The sequence below is a fragment of the Natrinema hispanicum genome (assembly GCF_900111485.1).
Lineage (GTDB): Archaea > Halobacteriota > Halobacteria > Halobacteriales > Natrialbaceae > Natrinema > Natrinema hispanicum_A.
In genome coordinates this window covers 195,024-211,902 of sequence record NZ_FOIC01000004.1, presented here as the reverse complement: position 1 = coordinate 211,902, position 16,879 = coordinate 195,024, and the positions used below count along the sequence as shown (strand labels likewise).

General features: G+C 63.3%; 19 protein-coding genes. 12 read left to right on the top strand and 7 right to left on the bottom strand.

Annotated features, from left to right (window positions below; translation table 11 throughout):
- Nucleotides 1-91: 91 nt before the first annotated feature.
- From BSG09_RS05975 to BSG09_RS05955, 5 genes are all read left to right on the top strand, one after another.
- Nucleotides 92-751, top strand: coding sequence for a helix-turn-helix domain-containing protein (locus tag BSG09_RS05975; protein WP_092931287.1), 660 nt, complete (start codon nucleotides 92-94; stop codon nucleotides 749-751).
- A 59-nt stretch (nucleotides 752-810) separates the two neighbouring features.
- The gene (locus BSG09_RS05970; protein ID WP_092931285.1) at nucleotides 811-1,032 is read left to right on the top strand and encodes a hypothetical protein; all 222 of its coding nucleotides are present in this window, start codon (nucleotides 811-813) and stop codon (nucleotides 1,030-1,032) included.
- 163 nt (nucleotides 1,033-1,195) lie between these two features.
- Nucleotides 1,196-1,801: a flavin reductase gene (locus BSG09_RS05965; protein ID WP_092931140.1), complete on the top strand. Its 606-nt coding sequence runs from the start codon at nucleotides 1,196-1,198 to the stop codon at nucleotides 1,799-1,801.
- The gene (locus BSG09_RS05960) at nucleotides 1,798-2,988 is read left to right on the top strand and encodes a M20 family metallopeptidase (protein WP_092931138.1); all 1,191 of its coding nucleotides are present in this window, start codon (nucleotides 1,798-1,800) and stop codon (nucleotides 2,986-2,988) included. The genes BSG09_RS05965 and BSG09_RS05960 overlap by 4 nt, the downstream gene beginning before the upstream one ends.
- 18 nt (nucleotides 2,989-3,006) lie before the next feature.
- Nucleotides 3,007-4,014 (top strand): hypothetical protein, encoded by a 1,008-nt coding sequence (locus tag BSG09_RS05955; RefSeq protein WP_092931136.1) that lies wholly within the window; start codon nucleotides 3,007-3,009, stop codon nucleotides 4,012-4,014.
- Here BSG09_RS05955 and BSG09_RS05950 read toward each other — a convergent pair.
- Nucleotides 4,011-5,474 (bottom strand): RtcB family protein, encoded by a 1,464-nt coding sequence (locus tag BSG09_RS05950; RefSeq protein ID WP_092931134.1) that lies wholly within the window; start codon nucleotides 5,472-5,474, stop codon nucleotides 4,011-4,013. The genes BSG09_RS05955 and BSG09_RS05950 overlap by 4 nt on opposite strands.
- Before the next feature lie 128 nt (nucleotides 5,475-5,602).
- Nucleotides 5,603-6,034, bottom strand: coding sequence for an archease (locus BSG09_RS05945; protein ID WP_092931132.1), 432 nt, complete (start codon nucleotides 6,032-6,034; stop codon nucleotides 5,603-5,605).
- Between the two features lie 187 nt (nucleotides 6,035-6,221).
- On the opposite strand from BSG09_RS05945, the gene BSG09_RS05940 reads away from it, so the two are divergent.
- The 5 genes from BSG09_RS05940 to BSG09_RS05920 all read left to right on the top strand — a co-directional run bounded on the left by BSG09_RS05940 (nucleotide 6,222) and on the right by BSG09_RS05920 (nucleotide 10,981).
- Nucleotides 6,222-6,698: a GNAT family N-acetyltransferase gene (locus BSG09_RS05940; RefSeq protein WP_092931130.1), complete on the top strand. Its 477-nt coding sequence runs from the start codon at nucleotides 6,222-6,224 to the stop codon at nucleotides 6,696-6,698.
- A 75-nt stretch (nucleotides 6,699-6,773) separates the two neighbouring features.
- The gene (priS, locus tag BSG09_RS05935; protein WP_092931128.1) at nucleotides 6,774-7,949 is read left to right on the top strand and encodes a DNA primase small subunit PriS; all 1,176 of its coding nucleotides are present in this window, start codon (nucleotides 6,774-6,776) and stop codon (nucleotides 7,947-7,949) included.
- The gene (locus BSG09_RS05930; RefSeq protein WP_092931126.1) at nucleotides 7,946-8,899 is read left to right on the top strand and encodes a DNA replication complex subunit Gins51; all 954 of its coding nucleotides are present in this window, start codon (nucleotides 7,946-7,948) and stop codon (nucleotides 8,897-8,899) included. The genes priS and BSG09_RS05930 overlap by 4 nt, the downstream gene beginning before the upstream one ends.
- A gap of 226 nt (nucleotides 8,900-9,125) precedes the next feature.
- A complete protein-coding gene (gene bcp / locus BSG09_RS05925) occupies nucleotides 9,126-9,599 on the top strand; it encodes a thioredoxin-dependent thiol peroxidase (protein WP_092931124.1) in 474 nt (157 codons plus the stop codon).
- A gap of 188 nt (nucleotides 9,600-9,787) precedes the next feature.
- Nucleotides 9,788-10,981: a mechanosensitive ion channel family protein gene (locus BSG09_RS05920; protein WP_092931283.1), complete on the top strand. Its 1,194-nt coding sequence runs from the start codon at nucleotides 9,788-9,790 to the stop codon at nucleotides 10,979-10,981.
- A gap of 168 nt (nucleotides 10,982-11,149) precedes the next feature.
- On the opposite strand, the gene BSG09_RS05915 is transcribed toward BSG09_RS05920, so the two are convergent.
- Both BSG09_RS05915 and BSG09_RS05910 read right to left on the bottom strand, forming a co-directional pair.
- Complete coding sequence (locus tag BSG09_RS05915) at nucleotides 11,150-13,411, bottom strand: CDC48 family AAA ATPase (RefSeq protein ID WP_092931122.1); 2,262 nt, start codon at nucleotides 13,409-13,411, stop codon at nucleotides 11,150-11,152.
- Nucleotides 13,408-13,656: a DUF7127 family protein gene (locus BSG09_RS05910; RefSeq protein ID WP_092931120.1), complete on the bottom strand. Its 249-nt coding sequence runs from the start codon at nucleotides 13,654-13,656 to the stop codon at nucleotides 13,408-13,410. The genes BSG09_RS05915 and BSG09_RS05910 overlap by 4 nt, the downstream gene beginning before the upstream one ends.
- 224 nt (nucleotides 13,657-13,880) lie before the next feature.
- Here BSG09_RS05910 and BSG09_RS05905 point away from each other — a divergent pair, with 224 nt between their 5' ends.
- Complete coding sequence (locus tag BSG09_RS05905; RefSeq protein WP_092931118.1) at nucleotides 13,881-14,657, top strand: alpha/beta fold hydrolase; 777 nt, start codon at nucleotides 13,881-13,883, stop codon at nucleotides 14,655-14,657.
- Between the two features lie 83 nt (nucleotides 14,658-14,740).
- Here the strand turns inward: BSG09_RS05905 and BSG09_RS05900 are convergent, their stop codons facing one another.
- Together BSG09_RS05900 and panB are read right to left on the bottom strand one after the other, a co-directional pair.
- Complete coding sequence (locus BSG09_RS05900) at nucleotides 14,741-14,935, bottom strand: DUF7511 domain-containing protein (RefSeq protein WP_092931116.1); 195 nt, start codon at nucleotides 14,933-14,935, stop codon at nucleotides 14,741-14,743.
- A 204-nt stretch (nucleotides 14,936-15,139) separates the two neighbouring features.
- Nucleotides 15,140-15,952 carry a 3-methyl-2-oxobutanoate hydroxymethyltransferase gene (gene panB / locus BSG09_RS05895; protein WP_092931114.1) on the bottom strand — a complete coding sequence of 271 codons (813 nt, stop codon included), beginning with the start codon at nucleotides 15,950-15,952 and terminating at the stop codon, nucleotides 15,140-15,142.
- A gap of 104 nt (nucleotides 15,953-16,056) precedes the next feature.
- On the opposite strand from panB, the gene BSG09_RS05890 reads away from it, so the two are divergent.
- Nucleotides 16,057-16,290 (top strand): DUF5822 domain-containing protein, encoded by a 234-nt coding sequence (locus tag BSG09_RS05890; RefSeq protein WP_092931112.1) that lies wholly within the window; start codon nucleotides 16,057-16,059, stop codon nucleotides 16,288-16,290.
- 25 nt (nucleotides 16,291-16,315) lie between these two features.
- Here the strand turns inward: BSG09_RS05890 and BSG09_RS05885 are convergent, their stop codons facing one another.
- Entirely contained in the window at nucleotides 16,316-16,855 is a 540-nt protein-coding gene (locus BSG09_RS05885) for an HAD family hydrolase (protein ID WP_092931110.1), read from the bottom strand.
- Between the last annotated feature and the right edge of the window lie 24 nt (nucleotides 16,856-16,879).

Genomic DNA, 16,879 nt, shown 5'->3' with positions numbered 1-16,879 from the left:
ATTTCGGTTGCAGGACAGCGCGTGCCGCGCCGGACGTTCGCACGGCATGCCCGACCCCACTATCATGACGCTCCGTGTGGTTCTCTCTATCATGAGTACCATCGCGGAACTCGCCGTCCCTGCCGCCGAGGTCGCACTCGGTGGCACGCTCGAGGCGGTGCCCGATGTCGACGTGGCGGTCGAACGCGTCGTCGCCGCCGATCCGGAACACGTCATGCCGTACGTCTGGTTTGCCACCGATTCATCGACGCTTGCAGCCGTCGACGACGCACTGGCAGCCGATCCGAGCGTCGACGACGCGACCCGACTCGTTGCCCGTGACGACACTGCACTGTACCGGATCGAGTGGACCAGCGACGTCGCTGTCACGGTGTCTTTGTTGACCGACGCGCACGCGACGGTGCTCGACGCAACTGTCGAGAATACGCGGTGGCAGTTCCGCATGCTTTTCCATGACCGGGCGACACTCTCACGTACCTACGAGTTCGCGACCGAGCAGGGACTTTCCATCGAGATCTTGCGTATCCACCGACTCGAGGAGCGTCGCCACGGCCGGTTCGGGCTCACCGACGCCCAGTACGAATCGCTGATCGCGGCCCTCGAGTACGGCTATTACGAGATTCCCCGCGAGATGGACATGGACAAACTCTCGGACGAACTCGACATCTCCCATCAGGCGCTCTCCGAGCGGCTTCGCCGCGCCCATCGGACGCTCGTCGAGGAACTCGTCGCTCTCGACGAGCTGTCGTGATGGGCGATCCGGAGCCGAACCGGCAGAAAACCTACCTCGCCCACGCTCGAAGCCGACATATGGACGAGGATATGCTCACAGACCAGCGTCGGCTCGTCGACCTCATCGAAGACGAGGGCTGGGAGGTCACCGATCTCGAGCTCTCGGCGTACGACAGCCCGTGGGCCGACGAGGATGATCCCGAGGCAACGGTCACGATCACGGCGCGAAAACCCTACGATGGAGAATCGACTGGGGACGAAGACGACGGTGACGACGAGAACCCGTTCCGGCTGAAGTAGCCCAGCGCCACCGACCGCTGGGCGCTCGCTCGCGTTTACGCACGGCCGTCGGCGGCGTCTCCTCGCTCCGATCGACCTTCAAACGGCCGCGTCATTCCAGCGTTCGGATAACTAACACAACCAGTATTGGCCATGGGTGTCTATGTGACCCACGGCCAACCGAATGACTCTCTCGAACGATCCCGACCTCATCACACTGCAGCCGGACCAATCGTTCTTCGAGACGCTATATACGGCGGCACCGCTGGTGATCGTCGGGACGCGTGACGAAGACGGCTCGGCTGATTTAGCGCCGAAACACATGGCGATCCCGCTGGGCTGGGCGGACCAGTTCGGGTTCGTCTGTACGCCCGAGCACAAAACGTACCGGAACATCGAGCGCACGGGAGCGTTTACCGTCAGCTATCCTCGGCCCGACGATATCCTCGATGCCAGCCTCGCTGCGGCACCCCGGAACGCCGAGGGCGACAAACCCTCGCTGACGGACGTCGACACGGTCGATGCCGACGCTGTCGATGCACCCGCCGTGGCTGATGCCTACGGCGTCCTCGAGTGCGAACTCGATCGTATCGTCGAGTTCGACGATGGCGAACTCATCGCTGGCACCGTCGTCGGCAAACACGTCCACACCGACGCCTACCGCAGCGACGACGTCGAGCCTGAGACGCTGCTCGAGCAGGCCCCGGTGTTGGCACACCTCTACCCCGACCGGTTCGCGTCGATCAACGAAAGCCAGGCGTTCCCGTTCCCGGAGGGCTTCGAGCGATGACCGCCTCCGAACAGGAGTCAGAATCCGCCGCCGAACAGCGAATTCAGGAGTGGACACACGCACATCGCGAGGACCTGTCGCAGTACCTCCTCGAGTTGGTCGAGATGGAGACGCCCACGGAGAACCCCGAGACGTTCGACGACTTCTTCGAGCGGTTGGCGAGTGACCTCCGCGACAGCGGGCTGGAGACCGACCGCGTTCCGGGAGAGGAGACCGGCGGGCGGCTCGAGGCGTGGACGCCGGGTCGGGACGACGTCGACGAGATCCAGCTCGTGATCGGGCACGCGGACACTGTCTGGCCGCTGGGAACCGTCGACGACGACCCGCCCGAAATCCGTGACGACGTCCTCGAGGGCCCGGGCGCGCTCGATATGAAAGGCGGCCTGACACAGGCCGTCTTCGCGCTCCGTGCCCTCGACGACCTCTCGCTCGAGCCGTCGCTGCCGGTTCACGTCCTCGTCTCGAGCGATGAAGAGATCGGGAGCCCCGAATCCAAGTCCCGGATCATCGACCTCGCCGAGCAGGCAAATCGGGTGTTCGTCCTCGAGCCCGCCAGCGGCCCGGAGGGAAAGATCAAGACCGCACGCAAAGCGGTCGGCCACTTCACGGTCAGGATCGAGGGCAAGGCCGCCCACGCCGGGCTCGAGCCCGAAGAGGGAGCCAGCGCGACGGAGGAACTCGGGACCGTCATCCACCGTCTCCACGAACTCACTGACATCGACTCGGGCGTCACCGTCAACGTCGGCCAGGTGGAAGCGGGGCTGCGGTCGAACGTCGTCGCGCCGGAGGCACGCGCCGAAGTCGACGTCCGCGCTCCCACCGACGAGGCTGCCGAGGCCGTCGCGGCGGAGATCCGCTCGCTCGAGGCGACGACGCCGGGGACTGAACTGTCGATCGACGGCGGATTCGGGCGGCCGCCGATGGAGCCGACGGCAGGCAATCGACGCCTCTGGGAACGCGTCCAGACGCTCGGAGACCGACTCGGACTCTCGCTGGAGGGCACGCGCTCGGGTGGGGCAAGCGACGGCAACGACGCCAGCCAGCATGCGCCCACGATCGACGGGTTTGGCGCGGTCGGCGACGGAGCCCACCAGACCTACGAGTACGTTGACCTCGAGGCACTCGTCGACCGGGTTGCGCTCCTGGCTGCCTGTTTGCACGACGAACCGCTTTCAACTGGCCAATAATCGACTAGTCGTTCACATATGCACGCAGACGTTCATACTTCGGTGACGCGAATTGCCGACCTCGAGCACTGTTCGTACGATATCGAAACCCAACCCACGTCAGAGTGGGAGACGGGAGATTACGTCTTCGCCCGCGTGACCAAACGTCCCAATCCTGGCGTCAGGGTCGAGAACCCACAGGGCCGACGCGTCGAACTGATGGAGGGTGAGACGATCGTCGGCGCGCTGGGAACGCGTCGCGCGACCCGCGAGCTGGTCGGCAGCTGGCGGGACGTCGGCAACGATGGGCTGTTGAATATCCTGACCGGCGGTGGCGTTCTCGGTCGCGTTACCTCGGCCTCGCCGTTCAGTAAGTCGCCGGTCGAGGTCGAATACGAGGGCCACGTCGTCATCGACGATGACATTGCTCGAATGCGCGAGTACGGCCTGACGGCAACATCGACGCCCTCTGAGGTGCCGGTCGTCCTCGTCCTCGGAACGAGTATGTCGGCCGGCAAGACCATGACCGGCCGGGTGATCACCCGGGTACTCGTCGAAAACGGGTACGACGTCGCCGCCTGCAAACTGACTGGCGCGGGCACCTACGGCGACGTGTTGTCGATGGAGGTCGCGGGCGCAGACCCCATCTACGACTTCGTCGACGCAGGCTTGCCGACGACGGTCGTCCCCGAAGACACCTTCCGGGAGGCCGTCCGGCCCGTCTTCGACCGGCTGCAGGAGTCGGACGTCATCGTCGCCGAAGTCGGGGCCAGCCCGCTCGAGCCGTACAACGGGGAAGCCGTCGTCGACATGCTCGCGGATCACGTCGCCTTCACCGTCCTCTGTGCGTCCGACCCCTACGCAGTCGTCGGGATCGAGGAGGCGTTCGGCCACTCGCCAGACCTCGTGGCGGGGATCACGACGAACACGACCGCCGGCGTCGACCTCGTCGAGGAACTCGTCGACTGTTCGGCGCTCAACGTCCAGAACGAGGCGGCCAAGGAACCGCTCGAAGCGATGTTGCTCGAGGCGCTGGCCGACGCTTAGCCTTTGATGTTACAGACGGGGAACGTCCGTGCGACCTTGTCGCCAATCCCCAGTTCGTCCGAGACGCGGACGACCTCGTCGACGTCCTTGTAGACGCCCGGCGCTTCCTCGGCGACCGTCGCGCCCGATTGGGCCTTGACGTAAATCTGGTCCTGTTCCTCGAGTTGCTGCTGGACGTCACCACCCCAGTACTCGTTTTTCGCCTGGGTGCGGCTCATCAACCGCCCTGCGCCGTGGGCGGTCGACCCGAAGGTAAGATCCATCGAGTTTGCGCCGCCCCGAAGGACGTAGCTGCCTGCGCCCATGCTGCCGGGGATGATAATGGGCTGGCCGACGTCCCGGTAGGCTTTCGGCACGTCGGGATGGCCGGCGGGGAACGCTCGCGTCGCACCCTTGCGGTGAACGTAGACCTCGCGTTCCTCGCCGTCGCCGACAGTATGAGTCTCCTTTTTGGCGATGTTGTGGGCAACGTCGTACAGCAGGTCCATCTCCATGTCCTCCCACGAGCGGTCGAAGACGCGCTCGAAGACCTGCCGCGTGCGGTGCATGATCAGCTGGCGGTTGACCCACGCGAAGTTGATCGCCGCGTTCATCGCGCCGTAGTAGTCCTCAGCCAGCTGTGAGCCCGCGGGTGCGGCTGCGAGTTCCTTGTCCGGCAGCTGATTCAACAGCCCCTGGTGTTGTTGCTCGATTTTCCGCAGGTAGTCGTTACAGGTCTGATGGCCCAGCCCGCGCGAGCCACAGTGGATCAGAACGACGATCTGGTCTTCGGAAAGTCCGAACGCCTCACCGACCGCGTCGTCGAAGACGTCGGTCACGCGCTGGACCTCGAGGAAGTGATTCCCCGACCCGAGCGAGCCGATCTGGTTCTTGCCGCGGTCTTTGGCCTTCTGGCTTATCTTCGAGGGATCGGCACCCTCGCGCATCCCCTCGTCTTCGCAGTGGAGCAGGTCGTCTTCGACCGCGTAGTCGTGCTCGAGCGCCCAGTCGACACCGCGGGCGAGGATCTCGTCGACGGTGTCGACGCCGGCCTCGACGACCCCGCCGCCACCGAGCCCCGACGGGATGTTGGCAAACAGCGAGTCGACGAGTTCCTCTTCGTGGCCTTTGAGGTCGTCGTAGGTCAGGTTCGTCCGCATCATCCGGACGCCGCAGTTGATATCGTAGCCGACTGCGCCCGGGGAGATACAGCCGTTTTCGGCGTCGAGGGCACCGACCCCACCGACCGGGAAGCCATAGCCCTGATGGCCGTCGGGCATACAGATCGCGTGGTCCGTGATACCGGGCAGGTGGGTCGTGTTTTTGATCTGTTCGAGCGTCTTGTCTTCCTTGATCTCCTCGAGCAGCGCTTCGCTTGCGAGCACTCGCGCGGGAGCGCGCATGCCGTCTTCCTGGGGAATCTCCCAGACATACTCGCGCACCCGCTCGAGCGTAATGCCGTTTGCGTCGAAGGTGGTCATACGCGAACGTCCGACCGCCGCCAAGAAAGATGTTCGTCTCTCGCGTCGCCGATCGGGCGCTGGCCTGCGGTTCGGCGTTCCGGGTCGGCGTCTCGAGACGGCCACCGGCGAACCGGTTGGACTGTCGCCTAGACGTCGAAGACGACGTACGCTTCCCAGCCGCCGTCGTCGGTCCGCTCGAGGGACATCTCGGAGTAGGTCACGGCCTTTACCTCGCGGGCGTCGATCTCAGCGAGGGGGACACCACGGGCACTGGCCTCGAGGGCCCACTCCTCGGTGCCGTCGGCTGACTCGACATCGATCGAGTCGACGCGGTGGTCGACGGGGAGTTCCGCCCGGACGTCGCGCAGGTAGATCAGTTCGTCGAGGTAGTCGAACAACAGCGCCTCGCGGCCTTCGGCGGTGACGGACAGCGAAAAGCGCTCACCGCTTTCGGTCGCGATCTCGTCACAGGAGGCGGCCGCGAGGCCGTCGGCCACCGCGCCGAATGTCGCCTCGAGTGAATCGCCGGTCGCCGAGACCGCAACGTCGGCCGTGTGGTCGCGCAGTTCGAATCCCATAGCACCGCTTTGTCGGCCGACTTTCTATGCCCGTCGTTTCGACGTATCGTCAACAGTGACAATTCGGGGATGTGGGATGTGAACTGCCGCCTCTGACAGGCTATCGGCGGCTCTGTCGGCCGTGTCTGACGGTCCCGCACACCGACTGCCGGTGGAATTATATTGACGACGCTGGTAGAGCATAATAGTGAGCGTCAACATCGACAGTCGGATCGTCGCCCCGGGGAGCGACGAGATGGTCGACGAAGCCTGGCAGCTAAAGGAGGAGATCAACCGTCAGGAAGACGTGCTCAAGCAGCGGTATGATTTCTTTACTGACGCGTACCGTCGGTCGAAAGTCTACTGTTACGTACAGGACGAGGCCCTCATCGGGTTCGCCGCCGTTCGACGCGACGGCTACATTCTCTTTCTGGCAGTCTCCCCGGCCCACCGCGGCGAAGGCATCGGGAAGCGACTCATCGCCCACGTCGCGGACGACCACGAGACGATCACGTGTCACGCTCGGACGAGCAACGAGAACGCGTTGCAGTTCTACGAACACCTCGGCTTCGAGATCAAACGCCGGATCGACAACTACTACGAAGACGGCGGCGACGCCTACTACCTGAAACTCGGCTCGGATGTCGGGCTCGCCGATCGCATCTCCGATCTCATTCGACGCTGACTCGTCAGCGGTGTCCACTCTCACGCAGCCAGTTCAATACAGTTATACCGGACCCACGATGAGTTGGCGAAGCGTATGGAAGAGCGAACGAGGGCCTATCTTCGCGGGCGATTTCGCGACCACTACCGACGGACGGAGATCACGCCGCCGCCCGCGGCCAACGAACGCGAGTGGGGCTATATCCCCTGGACGGACGGCCCGGATACGACGATGGTCCGCCACCGTTCGCTGCTCGAGTTAGGCGACCTCTCGGAGTTTCTTGTCCGGAAGCGCCCGCGCCACGTCTACTTCTCCGCGGGGCGCTTTCGCGACCCCGGTGCGAGTTCGATGCACGACAAAGACTGGCAGGCCGCGGATCTCGTCTTCGACTTGGACGCCGATCACCTGCCGTCGGTCACGCTCGGCGAGGACAGCTACGCCGAGATGCTCGCAAAATGTAAGGACGCCCTCGTTCGTCTCCTCGAGTTCCTCGAGGACGACTTCGCCTTCGAGGACCTCGAGATCGTCTTCTCGGGCGGACGCGGCTATCACGTCCACGTCCGCGACGAGAACGTCCTACACTTAGAGCGGGAACACCGCCGCGAAATCGTCGACTACGTCCGGGGAATCGGCCTCGAGTACGACGAACTGATCGAGACCGAGACCGTCGCCGGCCTGGGGCGAAAAACACCGACCGAGCGCCGTATCCTCCAGATCGAGGGCGGCTGGGGGGCTCGTATCCACGACCACTTCATGGCCTTTATCGACGAACTCCTCGCAATGGAGGAAGACGCGGCCCTCGAGCGTCTTCAGGCGTTCGACGGCATCGGCGAGGGGAAAGCGACGGCGACGCTGAACGCGGCTCGAAACAACCGCGAGGGACTCGAGGCGGGTAACGTCACTGTCCACACTGCGATCGCACAGTTAGCCGAGCGGTTCGCAAGCAAAGCCGTCGAGCGAGACAACGCGCCCATCGACGAGCCCGTCACAACCGACACGAACCGACTCATCCGGTTACCGGGCAGCCTCCACGGTGGGAGCGGGCTGAAAACGGTCCGCCTCGCACGCGACGAAATCGACGATTTCGACCCGCTCGTCGACGCCGTCCCCGAGACCTTCGTCGGCCACGAGATCACCGTCGACGTTACCGACGGCGGCGAGGTCGAACTTTGTGGAGATAGCTTTACAGTCGCGGAGGGTGACCAAACACTACCCGAATACGTCGCCGTGTTCCTGATGGCACGCGGCCGCGCCGAGAAGGAGAAAGAATGAATCTAGACGAGCTGCGTTCGGTCCAGAGCAAGGAGCGAAAGAAAGACAGCCTCCAGAATCTGCGTCCTTCGTTCTATCAGGAGGTCGGCGAGTACATCGCCGACTTGGAGGACGAACGCGACCGCGTCGCCGAGGGGGCCGACGACCCCTTTTCTTCGCCCGAGGTCGGTCGGCTGACCGACGAGATCGAGACCGCCAAGGACGTCGTCGAGGCGATCTACGAGCGCCGAATGGGCAAACTCGTCAAGCAGGCCAGCCTCGCTGCGGCCGGCATGGCCGCCGACGACGAGGGGCTGACCGCCGAAGAAGCGGCCCTCTTTGACGACCTCGTCGACCGTATCAGCGCGAACAAGAGTCGTGTGTTAGACGTTCTCGAGGGCGTCGGGGAATCGCCCACGGAGGCCGGAGCCGACACGACCGCGGCGGCTGACGAGTCCGCACACCCCGGCTCACACTCGCCCGAGCCAGCACCCGACCAGCCGCCTGCTGACGACGCCCCACCTATCCCGCCGGAAGAACCGCCGGCAGACATTGATCCCGCCGCTGGCGAGGAGCCAGCAGGCGACGCCTCGAGCGGCGTCTCGCCTGCGGACGTCATGGGTGGGGACGGCCCGCCGATCGGTGGTGCAGACGGAGCCGATGGGGACGCAATGGCCGATTCGGCAGCGACCAGTCCATCGCAGTCAGCAGAACGTGAGGATGCTATCGACGGCGCTGCATCGAACGCTGACACTGCCGATTCGCCAGCCGCAGAATCCGACGCTGAGTCGTCTGCTGACAGCGAGGCCGCCACCGTCGATCGGACGACTGTCAGGATTACCCGCGACATCGGCGAGATCCTCGGCGTCGACGACCGTGAGTACACGCTGACCAGCGACGACATCGTTACGCTACCGGAGCAAAACGCCGCGCCGCTTGTCGAACGGGAGGCGGCCGAACGCCTCGAGTAACGAGGTGCGACCGCCGGCACTACTGTCGATCATCAGTCAGTGACGACGCGGTCGCGGTGTATGGCTCGTCACTGCCAACGACCAGTTACGCGTGATGGATGTATGACTCTGTTTGCCCAACCGTCTCTACATATTTTCCGATAGTAGTCTGTTTGTCCAACTGCAATCTACATATTTGCCGATAGTGAACCATAACGCATACAATCGCTGTCGCTAACCCGGAGGCATGCTTGATATCGGTGACGAGGCACCACCGTTCGAACTGCCAAACCAACACGGCGAGACGGTCAGCTACTCGGACTTCGAGGGACAACGGCTCGTCGTCTACTTCTATCCCCGCGCCAATACGGACGGGTGTACCACCGAGGCCTGCGAGTTCAACGACGTGCTCTCGACGTTTGCAGCCCGCGACGCTGCCGTTGTCGGCATCAGTGATGATCCCGTCGACGATCTCGCCGATTTCGCGGCCGACTACGACCTCGAGTTCGATCTCCTCTCAGACGAGTTCGGCGAAGTCGCGACGCTGTACGAGTCCTACGGCGAGAAACGACTGTTCGGCAAGACCTTCGATGGCGTCTTCCGCAACACCTACGTCGTCGGTCCCGACGGCCACATCGAGGCCGTTTACGAGGACGTCTCGCCCGAGGGCCATGCAGACGAGGTACTAGCGGCACTCGAGCCGGTCGACATCGCACACTGAGCGCGTATCCGGTTCACACCTGCTGTCATGTCGTGCGATCAGGTGTGCATCGCGTTCTGTGGCCATGATCGCATCAGTTTGTGATCGGTTGTTATCTACTCGCCTAAGATTATCTTTTCATTTGATGAATTCATAATCGATCAATACGTTCTTCCACGTGACCGACTGTTCTTGACCCACCCGTGTCCATCACCGAGTACACTGAACCGATTTTAACACCACTCGAGTCAATTACGACGACAGAGGCACGGCTGGCATCGACGATCGCAGTTCTCGTCATGGCTATCCTTAGTGGGTTTGTGATCGCACCGGCACTCGTCCGGCGGTTCGTGACGTTCGCTGGTGACCGACTCGAGGAGAGCGATGTGGGCTCGGTTCTCGAGGTCGTCGATGGACTGTCGGATATTCCGTTTCCGATGCGGGCAGTGATCCGATCGCTACAAGCGACGGTGTTGCTCGCCACGGGACTGGTGTTACTCATTATCTGGGGGTACGGATCGCTTGCAGTCCTCGTGCTCTCAGTGCTCACAACGGCTGTCCCAGTCGCCCTCCGGGTCGTGCTGACGGTTTCGCTCCTCGCTGGTGCGGTCATCGGGACGCGGTATCTCGAACAGCAACTGGACGACTGGCTCGCCAATGCGAACTATGTGACCGCCCATCAGGAGGGAGTCGTCTTCCGCGTGCTACAGGTAACGATCTTTATCGCGGTCGGACTAGCGGCACTGTCGTTGTGGCAGATCAATCTCGGCGGCTTGCTCGTCGGGGCGGGATTCCTCGGCATCGTCATGGGGATGGCAGCCCAACAGACGTTGGGGTCGCTGATCGCCGGCTTCGTCCTGATGTTCTCTCGGCCGTTCGAGATCGGTGACTGGGTCCAGGTCGGCGACCATGAGGGACTCGTCGTCGACATTACGATCACCAACACCCGAATCCGAAGCTTCGACGGCGAAATCATCGTATTGCCGAACGATAAGGTATCGAGCGCCACGGTTGTCAACCGGACGAAACGAAACCGGTTGCGACTCCGACTCGAGGTCGGTGTCGACTACGAGACCGATCTCGAACACGCCGAAGCCGTCGCACGCGAGGCGCTCGAAGGGATCGACGATGTGTCGCCTGCCCCGAAACCACAGGTCATTCCGACGTCGTTCGACGATTCTGCGATCACACTCGAGTGTCGGTTCTGGATCGAACAGCCGAACGTGCACAAGAAGTGGACGACGATCCAGGCTGCCGTCCACGCACTCAAAGCTTCCTTCGACCGAGAGGAGATCGACATCCCGTACCCACAGCGGACAGTGGGAACCCGTGCTGAAGGCGGCTTCCGGATTCCCGACGCTGAGGACGGCGACACCGAACTCGCGTATTCAGACCGCGAGTGACCCGCTGTCGTAGCGGGTCATGTGTCCCGTATACCGTGTTGTCCGGCCGGTCGAGAGCGCTAGCTCTCCATCCTGAACATACAGCCACCGAGAACGATCGCAGTAGCGCTCGATCGGCGGGCCAAAAATCGGGCGGGACGCGAGAACTGCGGGACGCAGCGGTCGACCTTACTGGAAGGTTCGACCGAGCTGTTCGTCCTGGGTCGGTTCGGCCTGCTGGAACTCCTCTTCGAGTTCCTCGTAGCGCTCGCGCGTCTCGGGGCTCACGCTCGGGTTGACTTCCTCGAGTGCGTGCTCGAAGTGTTCTTTGCCGACACGGACGTTGCTGATCGTGTCGTCCATCTCGTCGGGGTCGACCGAGTTGATGAACTCGCGGCTGGCGGCCATCGATGCCTCACGGCAGACTGCTTCGATGTCGGCACCGACGTAGCCCTCCGTCTCACTGGCGAGCCACTCGAGGTCGACCGCGTCGGCCAGCGGTTTGCCGCGGGTGTGAACCTCGAAAATCTTCTTGCGGCCATCCTCGTCGGGAACCGGCACGTGGACGTGACGGTCGAGTCGGCCGGGCCGGAGCAGGGCGCTGTCGATCAGGTCGGGTCGGTTGGTCGTCGCGATGACGACGACGTCCTCGAGTTCCTCGAGCCCGTCGAGTTCGGTCAGCAGCTGGGAGACGACGCGTTCGCCGACGCCGGAGTCACCCTGGCGCTGGCCGCGTTCGCCCGCGATCGAGTCGATCTCGTCGAAGAAGATCACGGTCGGGGCGTTCGACCGCGCCTTCTCGAAGACTTCGCGGACGCCCTTTTCGGACTCACCGACGTACTTGTTGAGCAGTTCGGGACCCTTGATCGAGATGAAGTTCGACTGGGCCTCGTTGGCGACGGCCTTTGCGAGCAGGGTCTTCCCGGTGCCCGGCGGGCCGTACATGAGGACGCCCTTGGCGGCCTGCATGTCCATCTGCTCGAAGACTTCGGGGTAGTCGAGCGGCCACTGGATCGTCTCGCGCAGGCGCTCTTTGGTGTCCCCGAGCCCACCGACGTCGTTCCAGGTGACGTCGGGGACTTCGACGAAGACCTCGCGCAGCGCCGAGGGCTGGATCCCTTTGAGCGCCTCTTTGACGTCGGCCTCGGTCACTTTCAGTGACTCGAGGACATCGGCGTCGATTTCTTCGCTCTCGAGGTCGAGTTCGGGCCGGATTCGACGGAGCGCGTTCATCGCGCTTTCGCGGGCCAGACTCTCGAGGTCGGCACCCACGAAGCCGTGGGTGTTCTCGGCGTAGTGCTCTAAGTCGATCGACTCCGAGAGGGGCATCCCGCGGGTGTGGACCTGCAGAATCTCCTTGCGGCCCTCCTTGTCCGGGACGCCGATCTCGATTTCGCGGTCGAAGCGCCCGCCACGGCGGAGCGCGGGGTCGAGTGCGTCGACGCGGTTGGTCGCGCCGATGACGGTGACGCGGCCCCGTTCCTCGAGGCCGTCCATCAGGCTGAGCAGCTGGGCGACGACGCGGCGTTCGACGTCACCGCCTGCCTCTTCGCGCTTGGCGGCGATCGAGTCGAGCTCGTCGATGAAGATGATCGCGGGGGCGTTCTCTTCTGCCTCCTCGAAGACCTCGCGCAGCTGCTCTTCGGACTCGCCGTAGTACTTCGACATGATCTCCGGCCCAGAGATCGTCTCGAAGTGGGCGTCGATCTCGTTGGCGACGGCTTTCGCCATCAGGGTCTTCCCGGTGCCCGGCGGGCCGTGCAGGAGGACGCCTTTCGGTGGCTCGATGCCGAGCTGCTGGAACAGCTCGGGGTGGCGCATCGGCAGCTCGATCATCTCGCGGACCTGATCGAGTTCCTCGTCCAAGCCGCCGATGTCCTCGTAAGTGACGTTCGGGACGCCTTCGGCCGACGGACCGCCGCCGGCGCTGACCTGTTCGGCCGGCGTCTCGGAGATCTCGATGCTCGTCGAGTCCGTGATGACGACGGTGCCCGACGGCGAGGTACCCGCGATCTTCAGCGGCACCGACTGGCCGGAACTGGCCATCGGGCCGAACGACAGCGAGAACGGTACCGTCTGTCCCTCAGTGACGGCCTGGCCGCTTAGCTTGTCACGGACGAGTGGACCGATGTCTCCTCGAATGCGGAGATTCTGTGGGAGCGCGACGGTGACGGACTTGGCGGGCTTGACGTCGGCGGGCTCGATGCTGACGGTGTCGTCGATCCCGACGTCGGCCTCCTGTCGGAGACGGCCGTCGATCCGGACGATTCCGCGTCCCTCGTCCTCGGGATAGCCGGGCCAGACGCGCGCGACGGCCTGTCCGTCACCGTTGCCCGAGATGACGATATAATCGCCGTTCTCGAGGCCGAGTTCGTTCATCGAGACGCGGTCGATCGCGGCCAGTCCACGGCCCGCGTCTTTCTGTTTGAGTGGTTTGACGGTGAGTTTCATCGTTCGTCCTCCAGTTTGACAGTGAGCACGCCGTTTTTGATAAACGTGTGTGCGCGTTCCACGGTCTCGGGGAGATCGATCTCGTACTGGTCGTCAGCGATGACGATGATGACGGTATCGTCGACGACGTCGACCGAAGCCTCAGTCGCCTCGGTACCGAAGTCGACGGCCATCACCGTGGCATCGTCGTACTCGTACCGACGGGCTAACTGCCCCTCTTCGCGGGTGAATTGTTCGAGATTCATGCTTCAACTAACCCAAGGTAAGCTCTAGCGACATATAAGTATTTCGGCGACAATCGCAAGACGGGAGCGAACCGCCCGAAGAGATCTCTGTTTGTGGTTCACAGCACGATGAGGCGGTTCCAGTCGCATCGACATAGTTGTTGGTGAGACAAAACGTCATTGCTGGCGAACTCCAGTGAGCGGTGGCTCGAGTCTTTATACCCGTTCCGCACGTTTCGTCGCGTATGGAAACGGTATTACACAACGGTCGGGAGACGGCGTACGAGGTCGTCGACCGGGGCGGTGACGGACCGCCTCTTTGTTTCGTTCACGGGAGCGGGGGGTCACACGCGGTCTGGAACGGCCAGCACGCACTCGCCGATCGCTATCCGATCGTCACGCTCGATCTAAGCGGCCACGGTGACTCGGACGATGTCGATGCGAGCTCCGGCTATACAGCACTGTCTGCATACGCCGACGACGTCTTGGCCGTCGTCGATGATACCGATGCGTCGGTCCTCGTCGGAAACTCGCTCGGCGGTGCGATCGTCTTACATATCTTACTCGAGCGTGAGTTCGATCCTGCGGCGACCGTGTTGACAGGGACGGGGGCTCGTCTCGGCGTTCTCGATGACCTGCTGACATGGCTGAAATCCGACTTCGAACGGGCCGTCGAATTCCTCCACGGCCCGGATCGACTCTTTCACGATCCCGACCCGAACCTGCCCGAGCGATCGGTAGAGCAGATGTACGACACCGGACAAGAGATTACAAACCGGGACTTCCTCACGAGCCACGAGTTCGACGTTCGCGGGCGACTCGACGAGATTGACACCCCATCGCTCGCCGTGTACGGTGAGTACGACCAGTTGACACCGCCATGGTTCCACGAGTACCTCGCCGACGAAATCGACGGGGGCGAACTCGCCGAGATCGACGACGCGGCACACTTGGCGATGATCGAACGGCCGGCGGCGTTCAACGAGACCATCGACGAGTTCCTGACTGCGACTCTCGAGTAGGGCCGGCCGGACAGCACACGGCGGGCGAGCGACGTGGGACACGTGCCGGAGATGACCGTCGGAGACGTCGCCTGTTCCGTGGACTACCGCTGTTCTTCGAGGGAGGCGAACGAATCGGCCGTGGCGGTGATCCACTGCGTCGCGGCCGCGTTCTCATCGACGTTCTGTGGGAACATCGTACACACCACTACGTCGTCCTGGTCGACGGTGATGTGCTGGAGCCGCGACGTGTGTTCGGTGGTCGATTCAGGCGTAACTCCCATCGGTGACTCGTGCATGGGTGCGATCCTCGCGTTGTAGCTGCACCTCCACCGTCCGAATATATAAACACCGGCCCTATATCGACACTATACCTATGTGGCATATTATCACATATTTATTGAGAGCCGGCCCGAAGGTGCGCCACCAGCGATCCATTCGCGGCTGACCGGACATAGATGCTCCGTGCGATCAAGTATACTCGCAGCCAACGATCAGCAGTCTCAGTAGAGTTCCTCGAGATCGGCCTCTTCGTGACTGTGTTCCTCGGCAGGGAACTCGCCGGACTCGACTGCTGAGACGTAGTCGTCGACGGCTGATTCCATCTCCGCGCGGACGTTCCCGAACTGTTTCGAAAACGAGGGCGACCACTCGCTTAGACCGACGACGTCGTCGATGACGAGCACTTGTCCGTCGCAGTCGGGCCCGGCACCGATTCCGATCGTCGGAGTCTCGAGTGCCTGTGTCACGTCGGCCGCGAGGTTCGCAGGGACGTGTTCTAAAACGAGTGAGAACGCACCGGCGTCCGCGTGGGCTTCGGCTAGCTCGAGAATGCGTTCGGCGGCTTCCTGGTCGGTCCCCTGTCGCGGATAGCCACCGTACTGATTGACGTGCTGGGGTGTCAGCCCGAGGTGGGCCATCACGGGAATGCCAAGCTGGACCAGCTTCTCGGTCAGGTCGACGGTGTGGGGACCACACTCGAGTTTGACTGCATGGGCGTCGGCTTCTTTTATCATCCGGCCAGCGTTCTCGACGCTGGCTGACTCGTCGACGCCGATCGAGAGGAAGGGCATGTCGGCGACGACGAGTGCATCGTCGGTCGCACGCGCGACCGCGGCGGTGTGGCGAGCCATGTCGTCGACGGTGACCGGCAGCGTCGTCTCATAGCCCAGACTCGTATTACCGAGGCTGTCGCCGACGAGGATGATATCGGTGCCGGCCTCGTCGATGATCGCCGCCGTCGGCGCGTCGTAGGCCGTCAACATCGTGATCGGCTCGTTGCCCGCCTTCGTTTTGAGATCCCGCACGGTAGGCATACTCATTGGTTGGTGGCCGGTCATTAAACGTCGTTGTTCTCACGTCGACGCCGCTCGCGGCCATACCCGCGGCGCTTAAGAGGACCGGGTTGCCATACTCGAGCGTGCCTGAACGCGTCGAAACGACCACACCCGACGGCGTCGACTATGCCTGGGTTATGCAGACGACCTTCGTTATCACGATCCTGATCGGCGCGCCGATCGTCGCCGCGATCTCGACGACCGCAACCCTTCCGACGTGGACCGACCGCGCCGAGTTCGCGATTCGGGTCGGAGCCCCCGTCTGGTTGGTCACGTCGCTCATCGTGTTTGCCTACGCGAAACGAAAGCAGGCGTAGTCAACCCGACTACTCGAATCGCCTCTCATACGCCCGACGGACCCTCGCCGACGTACTCGAAGTCGACGCCTGCTCGTTCTGCGGTCCGCTGGTCCCGCGCGGAGTCGCCGACGAAGAGCGCCCGGTCGGGATCGGCGTCGAGTCGGCGGACAGTCGCGAGCAACGGTTCTGGATCCGGCTTCCACGTCTCGACGGTATCACGGCCGACCACGGCATCGACCGCTGGGTTGAGGGCGTGTTCCTCAAGTGCGATCCGACAGGCCTGCTCGCAGTTGAGCGAACAGACGCCCGCCGGCAGCGCCCGCTCGAGGAGCTCGTCCGCGTGGGCGAGTCGGGCCGACGTTCGTGCCCCGTCGTGTTCGTGGGCCGCGATGGCGGACTCGACATCCGTTGCCAGTCCGACGTCGCTGGCTGCCTCGAGCATTCCCCAGAGCCCGTTGCCCGGCGGCTCGATGTTCGCACGGTGATAGATCTCGCGAACGTCGACGGCGACGGCGTCCCAGTCGACGTCGAGCTCGACGAGCGTTCCGTCCAGATCGTAGACAACGGCGTCGTACCCAGTCACAGATGCCGGTACGGGCGGCAGGTG

Coding starts and splice junctions, on each gene's coding strand:
- BSG09_RS05945 (WP_092931132.1), bottom strand. CDS start 6,034: ATGGGATTCGAACTGCGCGACCACACGGCCGACGTTGCGGTCTCGGCG.
- BSG09_RS05915 (WP_092931122.1), bottom strand. CDS start 13,411: ATGAAACTCACCGTCAAACCACTCAAACAGAAAGACGCGGGCCGTGGA.
- priS (WP_092931128.1), top strand. CDS start 6,774: ATGGAAGAGCGAACGAGGGCCTATCTTCGCGGGCGATTTCGCGACCAC.
- BSG09_RS05960 (WP_092931138.1), top strand. CDS start 1,798: ATGACCGCCTCCGAACAGGAGTCAGAATCCGCCGCCGAACAGCGAATT.
- BSG09_RS05975 (WP_092931287.1), top strand. CDS start 92: ATGAGTACCATCGCGGAACTCGCCGTCCCTGCCGCCGAGGTCGCACTC.
- BSG09_RS05970 (WP_092931285.1), top strand. CDS start 811: ATGGACGAGGATATGCTCACAGACCAGCGTCGGCTCGTCGACCTCATC.
- BSG09_RS05910 (WP_092931120.1), bottom strand. CDS start 13,656: ATGAATCTCGAACAATTCACCCGCGAAGAGGGGCAGTTAGCCCGTCGG.
- BSG09_RS05930 (WP_092931126.1), top strand. CDS start 7,946: ATGAATCTAGACGAGCTGCGTTCGGTCCAGAGCAAGGAGCGAAAGAAA.
- bcp (WP_092931124.1), top strand. CDS start 9,126: ATGCTTGATATCGGTGACGAGGCACCACCGTTCGAACTGCCAAACCAA.
- panB (WP_092931114.1), bottom strand. CDS start 15,952: ATGCCTACCGTGCGGGATCTCAAAACGAAGGCGGGCAACGAGCCGATC.
- BSG09_RS05955 (WP_092931136.1), top strand. CDS start 3,007: ATGCACGCAGACGTTCATACTTCGGTGACGCGAATTGCCGACCTCGAG.
- BSG09_RS05965 (WP_092931140.1), top strand. CDS start 1,196: ATGACTCTCTCGAACGATCCCGACCTCATCACACTGCAGCCGGACCAA.
- BSG09_RS05950 (WP_092931134.1), bottom strand. CDS start 5,474: ATGACCACCTTCGACGCAAACGGCATTACGCTCGAGCGGGTGCGCGAG.
- BSG09_RS05905 (WP_092931118.1), top strand. CDS start 13,881: ATGGAAACGGTATTACACAACGGTCGGGAGACGGCGTACGAGGTCGTC.
- BSG09_RS05900 (WP_092931116.1), bottom strand. CDS start 14,935: ATGCACGAGTCACCGATGGGAGTTACGCCTGAATCGACCACCGAACAC.